The sequence below is a fragment of the candidate division KSB1 bacterium genome (genome assembly GCA_034521575.1).
Taxonomy (GTDB): Bacteria; Zhuqueibacterota; Zhuqueibacteria; order Residuimicrobiales; family Krinioviventaceae; genus JAXHMJ01.
In genome coordinates this window covers 192,019-211,416 of sequence record JAXHMJ010000005.1, presented here as the reverse complement: position 1 = coordinate 211,416, position 19,398 = coordinate 192,019, and the positions used below count along the sequence as shown (strand labels likewise).

Genomic DNA, 19,398 nt, shown 5'->3' with positions numbered 1-19,398 from the left:
CCAAAGTGCACATTTCCCCACACATGTAAAGATCATTAAAAGAAAAATATTGTATGACGGATAAAGACAAAAAGAATGCCAAAGCATCCTTTTTGTTCAATTCTCAGTCGGCGGGGGGGAATGCACCAACCGTGTTTTCCGGTAGTTCAGTCTGTTTCAACAGGTTTTTAATCTGAGCAGGCAGCTTTAGACCTGAATTCAGTCCGGGAAAATTTTGCAGGGGATAAAAGTTTTCCAACTCTCGGCTTTGAAAAAGAGGACCTGCATATTGATCGTAAAACCGGCTGTTTGCCGCGTATTGGGAATGCAAACTATGCAGTTCATCCGGAGATTCAATTTCAATTTGACAGGTTTGGTTAGCTGCCGGACTCCAGAGGATGAGAGGGGATTCGGTTTTATCAGACCCGCGAACATAGGCATTGTGATCCAGCATGTCCAGCATGGGATCGCGAAGACGGTCGCACAACTCCGACGGCTGCCAGACAAACAGCAGGGGACGATTCATATCTTTACCGCTCAGCAGGTTGTTGGCGAAAATATGGCCATCGCGTTCTTCAACGCCCGGACCGGTTGCCGGATGCCAGCCAAAATGATCTCCTTCCGCGCTGCGTCCGTCCCGCCCGATACAAGCCAGGCTGTTGACGAACGTGTTCTGGTACATGTGAACATCAGAGCTGTTGAGGATCATGACGCCGTGATCGCAATCGACAAATACGTTGCCGGCACAAACTGCGCCTTTGGAGATTTCGAAAAAGAAACCATTATCGCTCGGCCACAAACGGTTGGTGGCAATCGGTGTCTCGTTAGTTCCAACACCCTGTACCCAGTTGTCTACAAATACCCCGTCAACATTGCCCACATCGTACCAGATACCGTTTGAATAGGGCAGATCAATGACCAGATTGTCCCGGCATGTGACCCTATGGCTCTGGTTAAAAATTTTTACCGCTGCCGGATAATAGCCGGTGATGCGTTCGATATTGTTGCGAGTAAAAATATTTTTTTCCAGCAACACGTCATTGGATGCGATGATATAAATGCCTTCCGTGCTGGTGTCACTCACTTTGCAGTGTCTGATGGTCAAAGAATCACCGCGCAGATAACCTGCGACTCGTGAGCAGTAAGAAAGGGTACAATGCTCCAGAGTGGTGCCGATGACATCCTTGCCGTGTTGAGATTCATCAGATACACCCTGCGGTTCGGTGCCTTTTATTTCCAGGGCCCGGTATGCATACTGGGTAAATGTAATACCCCGGATCACAGGACCGCGTCTGTCTGATGTTTTTCCATGAACTTTGCCGGTGGTGCGGGTGAGAGCGCTGTTGAACGCGGTGATCTCGATGAGATGATCATCAGGATCAATACCGATATAGACAGTGCCTGTTTCATAATCGATGTAATAGGTGTCTTTATCCACATCACCTTCCCATCCCACGGACTGTAAAAAATGACCATCCGCAAACACCATGTCATTGTTGAAACGATGCAGGGGGGTTTTTTTGCCCTGACGGTAGCGCCGCCACCAATCCGCGGGTCTGGAAGGAAACAAATGTGGCCAGGAGGTGGTCCAGAGCCCGTTTCCGAGATTTCGCCATTCTTGAGCGATAAAACTCCCCTTGATCACCGGACGTTCATCCTGGTACGGCTGCATAACGATGCCCTGATTCAGGACAAGATCGCCTGTGCGATACGTGCCGCCGCGTAGAATGACGGCATCTCCGGTTTTGACTGTGGCCATTGCCGTTTCCAGGCGGGTTGGCGCTTCAAGTGATGTTCCCGTCGCGTTGGGGTCGGCATCGGCTGCAACAAAGTAAAGAGTTCCGGATATATTCGGCAGTTTATAGGTTTGATGAATCGGTCCATAAGGACCGCCGGAAGGAGCTGCGATGACAGAAAAGACTCCGGCCATAGCGATGAGACAGAAAAATGTCATCCAGGCTTTGTGAAAAATGCCCGTGCTGGCCGGTAATGTTTCTTCAACAGATCGTTTTGCTGACATGAATAAGACCTTCATAAATATCTCCTCATTATTTGTTGAATCTTTGTGGTTTATAGCCCGGGTGTTTGTTTTATTTTGTTTCCTTTGCATTCCATTGATCTGTGCGGAACGGCGAGGCCGGCAAGCCTTCTTTGTTGTAAAGGTTGGCTTGATCCGGATTATTCGCCCAGGCATAACGCACAGCAACCGGGTTTTTTACCTGATGACTCCATACGACAACGTTGTTCTTTTTGATTTCCGCCTGCGCCCGGACGAACTGTTTATCCAGTCCCGCGATCGCAAACGATTTCAGCGAGTCTCCGCCTTTAGCCAATAGTCCGCTACCGGTGTGCTCAAAGGACAGAATGATTTTATCGCCGTCGATTTGCATGGATTTGTATATAGGGCCGGAATAGACGATTTTTTCGCCATAAGCCTCGTGACGCGCCGCCCGGGCGAGCCGGTGTCCCACATCTTTTTTGTTCAATGGATGAATGTCATTCCATTCGCCGATATCAATGGCGACTGCCATGCCGGTTTTCGACAGGGACAGTGTTTTCAGTTGAGATTCACGCAGCAGCGCCCAGTCGCTTTCCTGCGGTTTCGGGGAGGGCCGCATATAATTCGGCAGCTGAACATAGAGAAACGGAAATGCTCCTTGACCGAACTGGTTGCGCCAGTCACGGATCATGGTTGGAAACAGTTCCCTGTATTCTACGGGGTTGCCTGTGTTTGACTCGCCCTGGTACCAGATCACTCCCTTGATCCTGTAGTTCAGCAGCGGCGCAATCATGGCATTGTATAATCCCATAGGTTTCCAGCGAATAAAGGTTTGCGGTGACAGCGGCGGCATTGATGTGCCCAATTTGTATTTCCATTCGCCTGTCAGATCGATATGTTGATCGCCGACTGCAAGCGTATAGGGTTTGTCCGGAAAAAATCCGCCCCGGCCGCGTTCGTTGATGACCCGGATGACGATAGTATTTTCTCCGGTTTGAAGCACACCTCGGGGAATGTCATACCGTCTGGGCGGATATTGATAGCTCGTGGTGCCAACAAAGTGTCCGTTGAGAAAAACAGAGTCGGCGTCCACAATTCGACCCAATATCAGCTTTGACTGTTTTCCGGAAAGAGCGGGAGGTACCTGAATTGTTTTGCGGAACCAGATGGCGCCGTCGATATCGGCGAGTTCCGGGTTTGTCCAAAAGCCGGGTATCTGCATGCTTTCCCAGGTATCTGTATGGGTGTCCGGATCAAGCCAGTTGTTTTCCGTTTTTTTACCATTGTCCTGCCGCTCTAGTATATCATACCAGACCTGTCTTCTGTAAGAATCTGATTTTTGAATCAGATGAACAAGTTCACTGTCCTTATACATGAGAGCCTGATGATAATAATGGGGGAACGATTTGAGCGCATCTTTACTCATCCAGGCCTGCACCGGTGAACCGCCCAGCGCCGTGTTGATTAAACCGACAGGAATTTGATACTGTTCATACAGTGCTTTTGCAAAGAAAAAAGCGGTTGCTGAAAAATCGGAAATGTTTTCCGAGACAGCCGGCTTCCAAGCCCCGGAAGCGATGTTATGTTGTGGATCTGTAAAATTATAGGTTCTGGGAACGTAAAATTGACGAATGTTGTCATTTTCATAGTGGTTCATGAGCGAGTCATAAACCCAGCTGACCCGGCGCAGCGGAAGTTCCATATTGGACTGACCGGAACAAATCCAGACATCACCAAAGAGGATATTATTCAGTGTAATAGAGTTTTTTCCTCTGATTTGTATGCTATAAGGACCTCCGGCATTAACGGCGGGCAGAACAACCGACCAGCAGCCGTTTGAATCCGGGAGGGTGGTGTAAACAGAATCTTTAAATGTGACGGTAATTTGTTCACCTCTGTCCGCCCAGCCCCAAATTGTATTTTGGGTATCACGCTGTAAAATCATGCCGTTACTGACAAGCTCGGGTAAGCAGACTTTGCTTCGGACATTCGATGAAAATATGATCATCATGAGAATGATCAGGATTTGACCAGGACGTAATTTCATAAGGCTCTCCATGGCAGGATGTATAGCTTATTTTTGCTTCAGATGGTAGTCAATTGAACTGAATATATAGACCTTTTCTGCTATTTACTAAAGTATTTTTATTTTGCCGTGTCAGGGCGGCTGATTGTCTCTGTTGCCGGCAGCATTTTTATATATTTTTTTGAATCTATGAATGAGATCATATTTTTTCTCTATAGTAAATAAAACAGCCTGTCCAAATCATATGGACAGGCTGTTTGTACAGATTACAGGCATTTCGGGGAAGCCTGTAAATGATCTGTTTTATTTCAGCAGCATGAATTTCTTGGTTTCAGTGAAATCGCCTGCTGACAGTTTATAGAAATAGACACCGGATGTCAATTTGGAGGCATCAAACGTAATTTTATGATGTCCGGCTTCCATGCTATCCTGAACCAGATTGGCTACCGTTCTGCCCATGATATCATACACCACGAGGTTGACTTTGCCGGATTTCGGCAAAGCAAATTCAATGGTCGTGCTCGGGTTGAACGGGTTTGGATAGTTTTGATTCAGTGCATATTCCTGAGGCAGCTCGGCTTGTTCATCCGATTCAACACTGACAGGTACCTCGATCGGATCGCCCATATCTACGCGCACATCAGTGATATTCATAGCTGTGGTTGTAGAATTGTTGATGGCGAATGCCACGCAGTTGAATTTTTCAGTGGCAACCGGATCATGGGTATCTGTTGCGATATCCTGGAAGAAATAAGATTCGTCATCTTTGACCAGTTTGAATCTGACATCCATACCGCCTTCTATAGGCTGTACCGACAGCTCAAAGTTATAGGTACCGGCGCCTGCCACGGCGCCCGCAGGTACGGGCATTGTACTGCCCAGTACATAGTCGTTTGCACCGTTTGTGCTCATCCAGGGCCGATCCACAACGGCGCCATAGGTGCCTGTTTCACCGATACCCTGCCAGTCGACAGGTGCAGCATCGCCGCTCAGCGGCAGGAACAGATAACCGGAATGATGGTCTTCTGTGCCATTCCATGCATAGCCGTTTGTTTCTGTCGAGTCGATTGTCCCGGCGCTGTCACTGTAGAACATGCCAAAGCGAAAACTGCTCCAGTCTTCAAAACCGCCGCCTGCAAATTCAACCGAGCCTTCGATAACAAGGGCATCTTCTTCGGTCGGCATCACATCAAGACCGAATCCGCCGCGTACCGCAGCCCAGTCACTTGGAGCTTCTTCGCCGGAGATGGTGACATTTCCGTCCAGTTCGCCGGGCGTCAAGGTCCAGCCGCCGAAACGATCGCCGATGAAACCCCAGTCTGCCAGGTAAAAGGCTTCCCAGGGAGGCGCCGGAACCGTGATCGGATCACCGCGGTCTACTTTGACATCCCTGACGTTAAATGCCGTCAATTCCGCCGGCAAATCATCACCGATACCAAAATTAATGGTATTGAATCGGGTTGTGACTTGAGCAGTATCAATGGTTGTGCCGCCGAACCAGTAAGAAGTATCTTCTTTAACCATATACCAGCGGATTTCATTGGTGCCGTCGCCTAACGGCTGAACTGAAATCGCCCAGTCATAGACACCTTCGGTGATTGAAGCGCGGCGCGGAGCCGGTGCCACAGCCGCAATCGGATAACCGTTGTTGCTCCAGGTGCTGTTCCAGCCGCCGCCGCCGTTGATAATCCAGGTGGTACCGCCGCCGCCGGCGCCGTTTGCCATCACTGTAGCACCGGATACTGGCGTGAACTCGTAGCCGTAATGAACTGCGTTTTCCGCAACCCATTTTGCGGAATCGGTGTACTGATTTTCAAGCGTGCCCTCTAAAGGATTTTTGAGCGTATCCGCCTGCAGGGTCAGTGCATAACGAAGTCCGACATAGCTGTCGCCAGTGCCGGCGCCTTCATATTCCATTTGACCTGTGATAATCATCGCTTCTTCTGTTGTTGCTTCAACAACCGTACCGAATTCTCCCGCATGGTCGTCCAGGCTGTTAGCGGTTCATTACTGCCCATGCCGGCATTGCCGTCAAGAGTTGTGGAATCATTCAGCATCGGCCAGCCGTCACCGCGGTTGGTGAGACCCCAGTCCGCAACATAGAATGACTGGAATATGCGCGGCGGAACCGTGATCGGCTCGCCTTTATCAACCTTTACGTCCATGACATTCAGGCCGGTGATTTCATCCAGATGTTCACCGGTCAGACCAAATTCCACACCATTGAATTGGGTGGTTACCTGGGCTGTGTCAATGGCAGAACCGGCATACCAGTAACTCTCCATATTTTCATCAACCAGGTACCAGCGGATTTCATTGGTGCCGTTACCTAAGGGTTGAACTGAAATGGCGAACTCGTAAACGCCTTCTGTGATTTCTGCAAGGCGGGGTGCAGGTTTTACTGCAGCAATCGGATAACCGTTGTTGCTCCAGGTGCTGACCCAGTTGCCGTTGTTGATGATCCAGTTTGTACCGGCACCGCCGCCACCATTTGACATGGTACCTGCGCCGGTCACTGGCATAAAGCTGTAACCGAAATGATTACCGCCATCGACCCATCGTGCCGAGTCGGTGTATTGATTCTCAAGGGTGCCTTCAGCAGGGTTCATCAATGAATCAGCCTGAAAGGTTAAGGCGTAACGGATCGGAATATAGCTGTCACCGCAGTCGCCGCCAACCCATTCAATTTTACCTTCCACAATAATGGCTTCTTCTGTGGTTGCTTTAACGTCAGTGCCAAAACTGCCGCGCAGAGACGCCCAACCGTCGGGAGGTCCGTCAGCACCCATACCGGCATTGCCGTCAAGTGTGGTTGAATCGTTTAGAATCGGCCAGCCTTCATATCCAGCGGCGCCCCAGTCTGCAACGTAGAATGAACTAAACGGCGCTTCCGGTACTTTAATCGGATCGCCCAGTCTATAGGTCACATCCATCAGTTTGAATTCTGTCAACTCGGGGGGCAAATCATCGCCGATACCAAACGCAACGCCGTTAAATTTGGTAGCGACCTGAGCGGTATCAATGGTTGTTCCACCGAACCAGTAGGTTTCATCCTCATGCATCATATACCAGCGAATTTCGTTAGTGCCGTCGCCCAAAGGCTGTACCGAAATCGCCCAGTCATAAACGCCTTCTTCAATCGAGGCGCGACGCGGAGCCGGTTCGACTGCTGCAATCGGATAGCCGTTATTGCTCCAGGTGCTGTTCCAGCCGCTGCCGCCGTTCACAATCCAGGTGGTGCCGGCGCCGCCGGCGCCGTTTGCCATCACTGTGGTGCCGGATTGCGGAGTGAACTCGTACCCGTAATGAACGCCGCCGCCGACCCATTTTGCCGAGTCGGAATACTGGTTTTCAAGCGTACCTTCATCAGGATTTTTTAACGTATCCGCCTGCAGGGTCAATGCATAGCGAAGTCCGACATAACTGTCATTGGTGCCTGCGCCGGCATATTCAAGCTGTCCCTGAACGACAAAGGCTTGCTCTGTTGTCGCTTCGAGCGCTTCGCCAAAACTTCCGCGCAGCGTTGCCCAGGCAGTCAGCGGTTCATCGCTGCCGATCGAGCCATTTCCGGCCGGTGTTTCTTCGGTATTCAGGATCGGCCAGCCGTCACCGCGGTCAGTTATTCCCCAGTCAGAAACCTTGCCGCCCGCGGGGGCTACCAGTTCAATATCATCAGCATACCAGATGGTGGTAACACCGGAACCTCCAACGTCACCGGTACCGGAGCAGTTGATTCCGAACGAAAGATAAATGGTTCCGGACAAGTCAGAGTTATTGGTGATGTCAATGGTTATATTTTCCCAGGCAGCGGAACCGCCCATGGCCCGATTCCAGGAACCGAGTTGAATATCCAATTCATTCTGGTATGCCCTGACATCCGGAGCCTGCCGGCATGGTTTGATTGGCTTCTACAACGATATCCTTCCAGCCGACATCACCTTGAGCAAAGTAACCCTTGAATGCAAAGGTTGAATAATCAGCCAGAGTTTTGCCTGCCGGGAGGGTGACCTCGAGGACAGGGGCTGCATTGTAGTTATTGACTGTGCATTTTAGAACATTGTTTCCGGCTGCAAGCGGGTCATCAGCGACTTCGGCTACCAGGTCACCTTCACCCCAGCCAATAGCACCGAAGGTGTCTCCGATGTTTTGATCCTCAAAATCAAGAGTCTGCGCCTGGATTGTTCCCAAACCGATCACAATCACAAACGCCAGAAAAGCATGTAAGATTTTACGCATAATTGTTCTCCTCCATAATAAAGTTTAATGAATTAGAAACCGCTTTTTTGTGTCGATGGTTTGGCTCACCTCCTTTGTCAAGTGAACTGGATAATGGAAAAGTCTATTGGAATTAACTGACCTGTCCTGTATAAACAGGGCAGGCCAGGTTTAAAAATAATATTATTTCATCAGAATCAGCTTTTTGGTCAGAGAAATATTGTCTGACTGCAGTGTGTAAAAATAGATACCGCTGCTTAAATCGGAACCGTCAAAGGTTGCGATATATTGTCCGGCGATCTGGTTGCCCTCATATAAAGTCGCCACTTGCTGCCCGATATTGTTATACACCTTCAGTGATACATATCCTGCTTTTGGAATAGAATACTTTATTCTTGTCACAGGATTGAATGGATTTGGATAATTTTGACCCAGTTTATAATCCCGAGGTCTGGCAGCATCCAGCATTTCAACACGGTTCGGTCCTTCAGGGCTTCCATATTCAAGCCAGTTATTGATGGTTTCCCACTCGGCATCCCGTTGGGCTTCCCAGTCTGCCAATTGATCCGGGAACCAGTTCAGATCACCCAGAGGAAAACCGCCTATGGCCGCCGTTTGATAGGTTGCATTATTGTAGGCCAGGTCTTCCGGCAACGGCCATTCCTGATTAAAGGCAGGTGCCGGTTTGTAAGACCAGTCAACATCGGCATTGGTGCTCCATTTGTATTCTATAAAGGTTTTCAGGGTATCTTTGTTGGTAGCCGGTACAATGAAATCAGGGTCTTCTTCGTATATGGTCGCCCAGTCGACGTTCAAGGTTTCGAATACCTTGTTGCCTTCAGTGTCAGTTGAGTCGATAAAATCGATGGCATCTTGACCCAGCATGGGAGATGGCTGACGCATCATGATATCTTCTCTGGATTGATGCTGCTCTTTGCACCAGGGGCAATTTACGTACCAGTCCAGCATCCAGTCCTGTATCATATAGGCGTTATTCCCGATGAACAGTTGTCGGTCCTGATCGGTGAACGGAACTTGAAACGCAAACGAATCGACTTCTGTGATACCGTTGATCAGACCGCCGCCCGGAGGATCACACAATCCGTCTTGAAAATCATCAAAATCCTGGTCTTCACCGCATACATCAACCGCTCTGTATCCCATTAATTTTGGGATTGACAAAGATAGAATTGGTGATCGAAGCGGTTTCCAACCAGCCCGCGGACTGCCAGACCCATTCAATCGAATTCAGCAGCGTACAGTGATTGAGATGAATGTTGCTGCCGTACTCGTTGCCTTCCTGCATGATAATCCGGCTCAGATTAGTAAAGGTACAGTTTTCGAAAAACAGTTTGTCATAATGCCAGCCCGAACTCTGATAAGGAAATGATACGGCGCGTCCGTAATACTGAAAGTGGGGATCATTGCCGTTTCTAAAGTAACAGTTTGTAAATGTGCCTTCAAAATGATCGGCTTTGACCGTGATTGCGCCGCCGGCTTCGGCTCCAATTTGGAAATAATCGAACAGGCAGCCGTCAAAATGACCGAGTTCAGGATCATTGGCTTCTTCCTGATTTTCAATGACAATGGAAGCCGTCATTTTACTGCCCTGTGTATCGGAATGCCGCACCCAGATGTTCTTCAGTGTGAGATCACCATAGGTCTGGATCATGTATTCCCGGTCTATCTCTTCTTCAGTCCAGAGGATTTGCGGCGGTGCAGAATTTTGTACAGTTTCAGCATCCGCGTCTCCGGCTCTGAGCGGCTTCGGCGCAACGATCTCAAGGTTTTGACCTTTGTCCATGTAAATAGTCTTACTCAGAACATATTGTTCGTACGGCGTCAGCTTGAACACCGTATTGTTGATGTCGCCTTCGGCCAATACGGAATCAATGGCATCGTTCAAAGTACCATAAACGAAACCGGATTCATAATAGCCTTTAACGTACACCGTGTCTTTTTGAGCGTATAATACACTGCTCAAAAGTAACATCATGATGACCAGTAACCCTAACTTTTTCATATTTTTCTCCTTGTTGTTTAGAATGTTTGTTTATTTGCTGTATTATATTAATACCTGATACGAATTCCAAGATTGGCTGTTAATCCATAGTTCTCAACACCCATAAATCCGCCGGTTGATTCCTGAACCCACTGGGTATTGGCACTGTTCAGGTTGCTGATATCCAGAAACAGTTCACTGTTATACAGCGGAAGCTGTTGACGGGCTGAAAAATCCAGGCGAAAGTATTCCGTTGTATAACTGTCATTTTCCGGATATCGACCTCCGGTGTTCCTTGCCGCATTATCCTGGAAGGTAACCGATAATCTGGATGAAAAGCCTTTGTAATCGTATCCCAGGTATCCGTTGAGAACATGGTTGGGCTGATCGATCAAACGTCCAGCCGATGAACTGTCGATCAGGAAAAATTCTCTCTTGGCCTGTCTGCCCTCACCTTCAATTCTTGAATCAACATCATAGAACGGATACCGGGTTTCAGACCAAATCCGCGCATAGTTCACACCCATCACCACGTTTTTCAATGGTTGCGGAAGGTACCAAAAATTGTGCTGAAAGTCGAATTCCAAACCCTTGACTTTGGCATCAAAAGGGTTATTAAAGGGTCTGTAAACACTGGAAGTTGCATTTCCGCTTGTCGGATTAATGGTTGGTGTGACAACCGGCTGTCCATCACGGATGATCTGATAATTTGCCAGTGTGTCAATCCCTGCTTTGTCAGCAAGATTTAGTTGATAGTTAGCCGTATAGACAAAGTTTTCGATCGTTTTATAAAAACCACCTATGGTAAAAAGGCCTAATTTGTTGCTGTGAAATGAAATGCCGAGATCATGGTTGTATGCCCGGGCGGGCTTGAGTTCGGGATTACCTGTATGTATCGAGTTACCCTGGGTGATCGTGAACTTGGGGGTCAACAGATGGTAGTCAGGTCTGGCGAGTGTATGGGTATAAGAATAGCGTATATCCATCCAGTCGGCGGGAGTGTATTTGGCTTGCACCATGGGCAGCAGAAACTCGTTGGATTCCACGGCAGTGGTATCGTACATTTTCTGCGCCTGGGCATTTCTCATGTCCCGGGCGTTGTAGGCAAAATAATCAAATTCCGCTCTTTCGTAGCGCGCACCGCCGACCATCATGAAATCCCAAAAATTGATTTTCGACATGGCATAGGCGGCGTAATAGTCTTCATTGTATTCATAATCATTGGTCAATTGCTGAAAGGGACCGTCATACCAGCCCCCCTGGGCGCCTGAACTAACCTGACGATTAGAAGCGTCAAATTCCGGATTGCCGATAATATAATTCAATACGTCAATCAGCTTGTCGGGATTGGCCGCGTAATAGATGTCGCCATACTTGTCGTTAAGAAACGGATCAAAAATATCGTTATCAGAAGACAAAAATGTTTCTCCCGTCAGTTCGCCCATTTTATTCGTTGAGATTCCATATTTTTCCTGTATAGTCCGCATCAGGTTGGATTGAATATCATCTTCGTCGCTCGTTGCGCTTCCATTAAAACCGAGATAAGGAGTCTCCTGATCGGTCGTATTGGTTTGATTGTGCATTTCACCGCCGAATTTAAAGAAACCGCTTGCCATATTGCCTAAATTAAAGGGCATCTCGAAATTGGCTTTATAGGAAAATTTGTTTTCATTATAATCATTGGTAAACAAATTTCCGCTTCTCAGCACAACCGCGCTGTCTCCCTTGTATTCCGTGAGCAAATATGTGAGATTTTCAGGTACTTTATTGTTTCGTGGAACTCCGCTCTGCAGCGCATCGGTTTGGTTGAAATTAATGACAGGCAGATCATCTGTCAGGTTTCTGGAAGCGGTATAGTTGGCTGATAAATCCACAGTCATAAAGGAAAAATCATAATCCATTTTCAGAGAATGCATCTGCTGATCAATGGTATTTTCGCCCTTGCGGTTTTGCCAGTCCATGCGTCCACCGTTATAATTGATGGTCTGTCTGTATTCGTTGAAATCTTTATTGATTCTCGCTAACATATTGACAAATTTGATGGACCCGTTGTTGAGTTTGTAATCCATAATTAGATTGGCGCCGTAACGCTTCCTGGTTTCCATATGCCGATTAAATGTGACAGAATTGACTTTGACCGGCCGATACCCGGTTTCCGGATCGATCTCCACTTCTTCGCCGGCGATGCCGTAACTGGCGTTCATATTATCGGAATTCCGGTCATAAGATTCGGCATTGATCAGTGCATAGATACCCAGTTTATCATCGAAGAAACGGTTGCTTCCCGAAACAACAGCACGATAGTTTCCAATGTCATTGCTTTTTGCGGTATATCCCTGCTGCCATAACGCATTCCAGTGAAATTTCGAAGGGGCTTCTCTAAGCTCCATATTCACCGTACCGCCGATGGAATTGGCATTCATGTCCGGTGTCAGTGATTTGTATACAGCGATGGTTCTGATCATATAGGGAGAGACCATGGTGAGATCGACACTGCGGTCATTACTGACACCCGCGGTGTACACATAGGGGTCAGAAGTCAAACCAATATTTGAACTTCCGGTAGAAGAGAGCTGAACTCCGTCAATCTCGATGGCATTGTATTTGGGCGAAAGTCCGCGGATCACGACTTTGTTGGCTTCGCCCGAGCTTTGCGTTGACGACACACCGGGTAACCGGCTGATCGCTGCAGCCGCGTTGAAATCCGGCAGCTCCTGGATTTTTGATTCGGACACTATATTGACAATTTTGTCCGAAGTCAGCTGCTGATTGATCGCCTGTTGCTGCCCGGCTGCCTGGGCGGTGACCACAACTTCCTCGCCTTCGAGTGCTGCGGGTATCAATGTGAAATCCTTATAAACAGTGCCGCTGCCCGGAACCTTGACTTCTTCCGAGGTTCTGACATACCCGATATAAGAAACGACCAGCGTATATGTACCGGGAGGGACATTGGGAATGGTGTATTCACCATCCAGGTTTGCTGCCGCGCCAATACTGGTGTTCTGAATGGTGACGTTAGCGGCCGGTAGCGGATTGTTCGTGTTTTCATCAAATATTTGTCCCTTGATTGTGGCTCTTGCCATAAGAGACTGGCTCGTCAACAGGAACACCAATCCCGCAACGAAAAGCGCTTGTCTGCTCATATCTGCGATCATCTTTAAAAGCCTGCATCACAGCTTTAGCAACGTTCATCCAATATTCTCTCAACGTTTTCATAAATTTTACCCTTTTGTTTGTTAATCTGACCAAATGAATTATTTGGGTTAATATTCGTATTGAATTAGTCCTTGATCAGTCTGAAATTTCTATTTTGCATTATAAAATCTCATTCTCACGCATCTGATTTGCTAAATATGGAAAAGAACCAATGAGAGCATAAACGGAAAAATCCGTGTGACTCAACTGATTTTCTATAAACGGTGAACAGCTGCTGAAAAGATGGTCTGAATGGATGTTATACAAAGGTCTGCTATATTTCAAAAAGAAGAGGCTGTTGGTCGTCATCGAGGTCTGCTGTTTCATTTGAAGTGTTGTCTGTTGTGGCATTTCGCTTCCTCTTCAAATTTTAAATATGATTCAGTTTACTGTTCAGTTCCGCAGCCAAATTCTATGTTGTGCTTCTGAACCGGTTCACCTTTCAGCACAACAAATCAGATTGCACTTAACTTATTGGCATGTAATCCGGTTTGTTCGGCCTTTTTGAATGAGGTGAACCGGTTTATTTGTAAGCTCGATAAAATCCGCATTAAAATTAATTGAAATCATATGTTTTCATTTTTTAATTGAACTCTTTAAATAAACACTGAACCGGTTTAATCATAACAATATTTTTGATTAATGTCAAGAAAAATTATAATATTAAAGGGTAATGATATGAAAAAATTACCATAACTCATCACTTTACGGCTTTGATTGAATTAAACCTGCAGGATCATTGTGATATTAATCCAAACCTGCATTTCTATCCTGTCATTGGGGCTCTTGCCGGTTTATTCGGATGAGAGCAGTATAATCGTTCTCACTAAAGGTGCTGTCTACATGTGGATACGGTTGAACATCAATCAGTTTTACCCTATAGGCGTTCGTTGTTGTATCCTGTTGAGAGTGCGGATTTGTATTCAGATTTAATTTGTGGGTGCAGTTATTTTCCCTCAATGTAAACAAAAGTTCAGCATTTCCGGCCCAGACACACATTGCACCGATCGGACATCTGGAATCGCTTAACAGAGAGTCGAACGATATTGAAATGCTCAATTGGTGATGTTCCAGTTTTTCATTGAAATCAAGTGACAGGTCTTCATTCAGATGCAGTGTGTTTTCCGGTTGATCGGGAATTCTGCAGCTTGATAAAAACAAAATCAAAATAAATATACAGGGAATTAGATTTTTCATTATATGTCTTCTTACTATAAACAAGTCTGACTGTTGGCAATTTTCTTTTTCCCGGATCATGCAGGCAAATCCTCAAAGTACGGACTGTTGATCATTTAATTAGCGGATTTGTCCTTGCTTGCCGGATGTACCTGTCAAGTTTCTGCCCTCTAAGGTATGATCACTCAAAGTCAAATTCCATGCCAGCCGGCATACTGTAATCTATTATTGTTTTTGAATGCATTAAATGCATTACAAGTAGTTGCGGCAAGTTCAGGCCACGAGCAGAATGCGAATATTTTGCAGAGTTGTGAATAGTATCCGCACCATTATATGTGTTGACAGTTGCCATTGCGATCTCAAAAAGGTGGGGCTCCCAAAAGTGACTCGCTGGATGCCAAATAGCGACCTGTTTTATGATTGATCCGCTTTGCCGTCAGAGACAATACCAGCCAGACGCAAATAGAGAAATACCGCGGCCATGCTTTTAATCAACAGGGAGGGAATAAAAATGATGCCGCCATAGAAAAAGGCCTGCCGCAGAGCAAAGGGCTGATGTTGCACAAGACGCATATGTGCGTATAACGAATAAACTGCCAAAGGCCAGGATCATAATCTGGCTTGCTGTGGCTGCCACTCCGGCCCGCCACAGCAGAGAGTTTAAACGAAAGGTCTGAAACAATTGTGCGCAGGTCCATGCCGCGGCCGGCAAAGCCAGTAGATATCCGAACGTCGGTTGAGCCACATATCCAGGACCGCCGCCGTTGGCAAAGATCGGCAATCCGGCCAGTCCCATGATCAGATAAGCAGCCTGACTGATTCCGGCCAGGCGTGCCGGCAGGACAAGACCGGCGGTAACTGTAAACAGGGTTTGCAGGGTAAACGGCGCTGGTGCAAATGGAATGCGTATAAACGCTCCAACTGCAGTCAGCGCACAGAAAAGTCCGGCCATAACCAGATTTTTTGTTGAAAATGTCATGCTTTAAAATACAAATTTCATCTCCTTGTTGCAATAGTTTCGAATGTATAGTATATTTAATCTGTGACTCTCATCAGTTGTTGTCCGGTTGTTAAAGTTTATCTTTTTCTTTTCACAAAGGGAGTTCTTATGAATAAAGGTGTATTGTATTTTGTACTTGCTCTAATTCCTTTGACAGTGTTTGCATCAGCACGTCGGAATATCGATTTTAACGCCGGGTGGAAATTCAGCAAAGGCGACCATCCTGAAGCAAAGACCGTCCAATTTGATGCCAGTGCCTGGCAATCCGTCCATCTGCCGCATGATTGGGCCATTTCCGGTCCTTTTGATCCGGACGCTGAAGGATCGACCGGAAAACTGCCCTGGCAGGGACAGGGCTGGTATCGGAAACCATTTAATTTTCCTGACAGTCTCCAGGACCGGGTTGTGCGCCTGTTGTTTGACGGCGTGATGGCCTTTCCCAAAATATATTTGAACGGCAAACTGGTGGGAGAGTGGGATTATGGCTATAATTCATTTTACATTGATATCAGTGATCATTTAAAATCCGGGAAAAATGTTGTGGCTGTTTCTGTGGATACCCGCCAACATGAGAGCCGCTGGTATCCCGGCGCCGGGATATACAGAAAAGTCACTCTGTTAGTCACGGATCCGGTGGCTGTAGATGTCTGGGGCACTCAGATTACAACCCCGACAGTATCTGATGAACGGGCATCCGTACGTATCAAAACAACCATTCACAACCGAACCGACAGCGTACGCACTGTAAATGTATCCACGCAAATAATTGATCCGGAGGGCACGGTCGTTGTTGAGCCCAAAGCGCTTTGTGTCATCAATGCGGGCGATCATCATGTGTTCAGTCAGTATGCGGAAATCGAAAATCCAGTGCGCTGGGATATTGAAAATCCTGAGCGTTATACAGTTCGGTCCGAAGTAAGGGTAAATGAAACAATCACTGACTTTTATGAATCCATGTTTGGCGTCCGCACCTTTAAATTCCGTGGCGGTGATCGATTCTACTTAAACGGAAGAAAAGTTCATCTCAAAGGTGTGAATCTGCATCACGATCATGGTCCGCTGGGCGCTGCATTTTACCCCGCCGCCATGGAGCGCAAAATTCGTATTATGAAAGAGATGGGATGCAACGCCATCCGTTCCAGTCATAATGTGCCCGCTCCGGAGCTGGCCGAATTGTGCGACAAGCATGGAATGCTGTTGTTTGACGAAGCGTTTGACAAGTGGAATAAAAAAGCGGATATATTATCGGAGACAGATTTCCGTGAATTTGCCGAGCGCCAGATCGGAAATTTTATCAGACGCGACCGCAATCATCCCAGCGTGATTATCTGGAGCACCGGCAATGAGCTGTGGGATCTGCAGCGCAATGAAAATAATGCGACATTCAAGATCAAAACGATGACCGAAATGGTGCGCAAATACGATCCGACCCGGCCGGTGACCTGGGTGATGTGTATCCCGGAAGCGGTGGTTTACCGGCATTTTGATTATTTTGATGTTCACAGCTGGAATTATTCACAGCGTTGGGAACCAGCCTATGAAGCGGCCCCGGATAAAGCGGTGATTGTCAGCGAATCTGCGTCTACCGTGAGCACGCGCGGCTGGTATAATCCGGACCTGCCCGGGCAGAAAACCGATTTTGACTGGGAATCCGGTCACGTCAGTTCCTACGATTTGAATGCCCCGGCATGGGCGGAAATCCCGGATGATGATTTTATGTGGTACCAGGATGATGAATATTTGACAGGTGAATTCGTCTGGACCGGTTTTGATTATCTGGGCGAACCCACGCCGTTCAATGGTACGGCGGTTCGGGAAGGGCACCTTGAATCTGATGCGCAAACTGCCAAGAGTTCCTATTTTGGCATCGTCGATCTCTGCGGGATTCCCAAGGATAGATACTATTTATACAAAAGTCACTGGAACACAAACGAAACCACAATCCATATGGTGCCGCATTGGAACTGGCAGGGCCGGGAAGGACAGACGATCCCGGTGTTTGTTTACACCAGCGGCGATTCGGCTGAGCTTTTTCTGAACGGCCTGTCGCTGGGTGGCCGCTGTAAAACGCCCGGATCTAAAATCTCTGTTGAACGATACCGCTTGATGTGGAAAGATGTGCAGTATCAGCCCGGCGAACTCGTTGCGGTTGCTTATAAAGAGGGGCGGGAAATCGGCCGGACGAATGTGCGCACCACCGGTGAACCCCGGGCGCTGCGGTTGTCACCCGAGTCGGCAGTCCTGCAGGCTGATGGCTATGATCTTTGCTATATTCTTGTCGAGGCTGTTGATGAGCAGGGTACAGTGTGTCCCCTGGCCGATGATCTTGTTCATTTTAAAGTCAAAGGTCCGGCTGCTATCGCCGGAGTCGGAAATGGTAATCCGCAATCCTGCGAGCCGTTTCAGGCGGATTATCGTAAATTGTTTAACGGCAAGGCCATGCTTATTTTAAAATCCAGGCCGGGCGCCGCCGGCACGGTTACGTTACATGCCGCAGCCAAAGGTCTGGATGCGGATAAAGCCGTGCTGCAGTGTGTCAAGTAAGTAAAGTAAAGCGGCTGGATTCTTTGATTAGAGTCTGGTCGCTGTGTCGTTTAAAAACGAACCGAATGCGGGAGCCGGGTGGGGGCTGTGCTATTTATTTCTGTTCGTGGTCTTCCAATGCCCGTGTTGAATCACGGATCACCAGTTCCGCATCATAAATGACACGTTCCGCGTCCAGCATATCTTCAGATTCTATGTGCCTGATGAGAATTTCCGCTGCTTTTGTTCCCAGATCCTGCATCGGCGCTTTTATAGTGGTGAGTGGAATAGGGTAGAGTTTGGCAAAATAAATATCGTCATTTCCGATGAGAGAAATGTCTTCCGGTACTTTGATATTCATATCGCTCAGGGCTGCCAATACGCCGAGAGCCTGCTGATCATTGAAACAGATAATCGCTGTCGGGAAATCCGCCCGGTCCATACTGTTGAAATACTTTATTGTCTTGTCATAACTCTCGTTATAATGGGCGGAATACAAGGCAATCATCTCGGGCTTGAAAACCAGATGACACTCGCTGAACACATTCCGGAATGCCCGCATTCGTTCCAGAGCATGTGAGGCATTCTTGGGCCCGGCGAAATGCACAATGCGTTTATGTCCCAAATCTATAAGATGATGGACCGCTTTGGCCATGGCTTTGTTATTGTCAATACTGACCATATTGGCCCGAATGCCTTTGACTTCTTCAAGCAGCACAAAGGGGTAATTGATACGTTTCAACTGAAACAGATGTTCAATCTCTTCATCGCCATCCAGCACCGGAGCAATGATCACTCCCTGGATGCCTTTAACCGAATTCAGATAGGTGAGCCGTTCTTCATACTCGTGCTGATTTTCAGAGCTGCTGATAAATAATAAATAGCCTTTTTCATTGGCGTATTCTTTGACAGCCATGGCAATGGAAGTATAAAACGGATTGTTCAAGTCCTTGATTAGTATTCCAATACTCTTTTCCTGGTTGACCTGTTTCATATACCGTGCTGTGGCGCGCGGCCGAAAATTGAATTGCTTAATGATTGACAATACACGTTTCCGGGTTTCCGGTTTTACGGTTTTTTTGTCATTGATCACTGCGGAAACCGTTCCTGTCGACACTCCGGCTGCTTTTGCAATATCGGTTATTGTTGGTTGTTTCATGGTTCAGGCCCAATTTTTTGTTGACATATTGAAACGTTTTAATTATATTTGAAATTATATAACAAGTTACATAAGATACTTAATTTGTTTACAAAAATCAATAAAATTTAGAAATCTTGGGAAA

General features: G+C 47.3%; 13 protein-coding genes. 1 reads left to right on the top strand and 12 read right to left on the bottom strand.

Annotated features, from left to right (window positions below; all coding sequences use genetic code 11):
* Window positions 1-103 precede the first annotated feature (103 nt).
* From U5R06_13770 to U5R06_13720, 11 genes are all read right to left on the bottom strand, one after another.
* The gene (locus U5R06_13770; protein ID MDZ7723836.1) at window positions 104-2,014 is read right to left on the bottom strand and encodes a right-handed parallel beta-helix repeat-containing protein; all 1,911 of its coding nucleotides are present in this window, start codon (window positions 2,012-2,014) and stop codon (window positions 104-106) included.
* A gap of 55 nt (window positions 2,015-2,069) precedes the next feature.
* Window positions 2,070-4,025 carry a sialate O-acetylesterase gene (locus U5R06_13765; protein MDZ7723835.1) on the bottom strand — a complete coding sequence of 652 codons (1,956 nt, stop codon included), beginning with the start codon at window positions 4,023-4,025 and terminating at the stop codon, window positions 2,070-2,072.
* A gap of 282 nt (window positions 4,026-4,307) precedes the next feature.
* Window positions 4,308-5,939 (bottom strand): T9SS type A sorting domain-containing protein, encoded by a 1,632-nt coding sequence (locus U5R06_13760; GenBank protein MDZ7723834.1) that lies wholly within the window; start codon window positions 5,937-5,939, stop codon window positions 4,308-4,310.
* The gene (locus U5R06_13755; protein MDZ7723833.1) at window positions 5,936-7,825 is read right to left on the bottom strand and encodes a hypothetical protein; all 1,890 of its coding nucleotides are present in this window, start codon (window positions 7,823-7,825) and stop codon (window positions 5,936-5,938) included. The genes U5R06_13760 and U5R06_13755 overlap by 4 nt, the downstream gene beginning before the upstream one ends.
* A 34-nt stretch (window positions 7,826-7,859) precedes the next feature.
* A complete protein-coding gene (locus U5R06_13750) occupies window positions 7,860-8,240 on the bottom strand; it encodes a hypothetical protein (GenBank protein ID MDZ7723832.1) in 381 nt (126 codons plus the stop codon).
* Window positions 8,241-8,402: 162 nt separating this feature from the next.
* Entirely contained in the window at window positions 8,403-9,383 is a 981-nt protein-coding gene (locus U5R06_13745) for a T9SS type A sorting domain-containing protein (GenBank protein MDZ7723831.1), read from the bottom strand.
* Window positions 9,364-10,242 carry a hypothetical protein gene (locus U5R06_13740; protein MDZ7723830.1) on the bottom strand — a complete coding sequence of 293 codons (879 nt, stop codon included), beginning with the start codon at window positions 10,240-10,242 and terminating at the stop codon, window positions 9,364-9,366. Before U5R06_13740 ends, U5R06_13745 begins: the two co-directional genes overlap by 20 nt.
* A gap of 47 nt (window positions 10,243-10,289) precedes the next feature.
* Entirely contained in the window at window positions 10,290-13,304 is a 3,015-nt protein-coding gene (locus U5R06_13735) for a TonB-dependent receptor (GenBank protein MDZ7723829.1), read from the bottom strand.
* The gene (locus U5R06_13730; protein ID MDZ7723828.1) at window positions 13,270-13,437 is read right to left on the bottom strand and encodes a hypothetical protein; all 168 of its coding nucleotides are present in this window, start codon (window positions 13,435-13,437) and stop codon (window positions 13,270-13,272) included. Before U5R06_13730 ends, U5R06_13735 begins: the two co-directional genes overlap by 35 nt.
* Window positions 13,438-14,190: 753 nt before the next feature.
* Window positions 14,191-14,613, bottom strand: a complete 423-nt coding sequence (locus U5R06_13725; protein MDZ7723827.1) for a hypothetical protein — start codon at window positions 14,611-14,613, stop codon at window positions 14,191-14,193.
* 466 nt (window positions 14,614-15,079) lie between these two features.
* Entirely contained in the window at window positions 15,080-15,571 is a 492-nt protein-coding gene (locus U5R06_13720; protein MDZ7723826.1) for a biotin transporter BioY, read from the bottom strand.
* A 129-nt stretch (window positions 15,572-15,700) separates the two neighbouring features.
* Between U5R06_13720 and U5R06_13715 the strand changes: the two genes are divergently transcribed.
* Window positions 15,701-18,136, top strand: a complete 2,436-nt coding sequence (locus U5R06_13715) for a glycoside hydrolase family 2 TIM barrel-domain containing protein (protein MDZ7723825.1) — start codon at window positions 15,701-15,703, stop codon at window positions 18,134-18,136.
* 94 nt (window positions 18,137-18,230) lie between these two features.
* Here the strand turns inward: U5R06_13715 and U5R06_13710 are convergent, their stop codons facing one another.
* Window positions 18,231-19,274, bottom strand: a complete 1,044-nt coding sequence (locus tag U5R06_13710; protein MDZ7723824.1) for a LacI family DNA-binding transcriptional regulator — start codon at window positions 19,272-19,274, stop codon at window positions 18,231-18,233.
* Window positions 19,275-19,398: the final 124 nt, after the last annotated feature.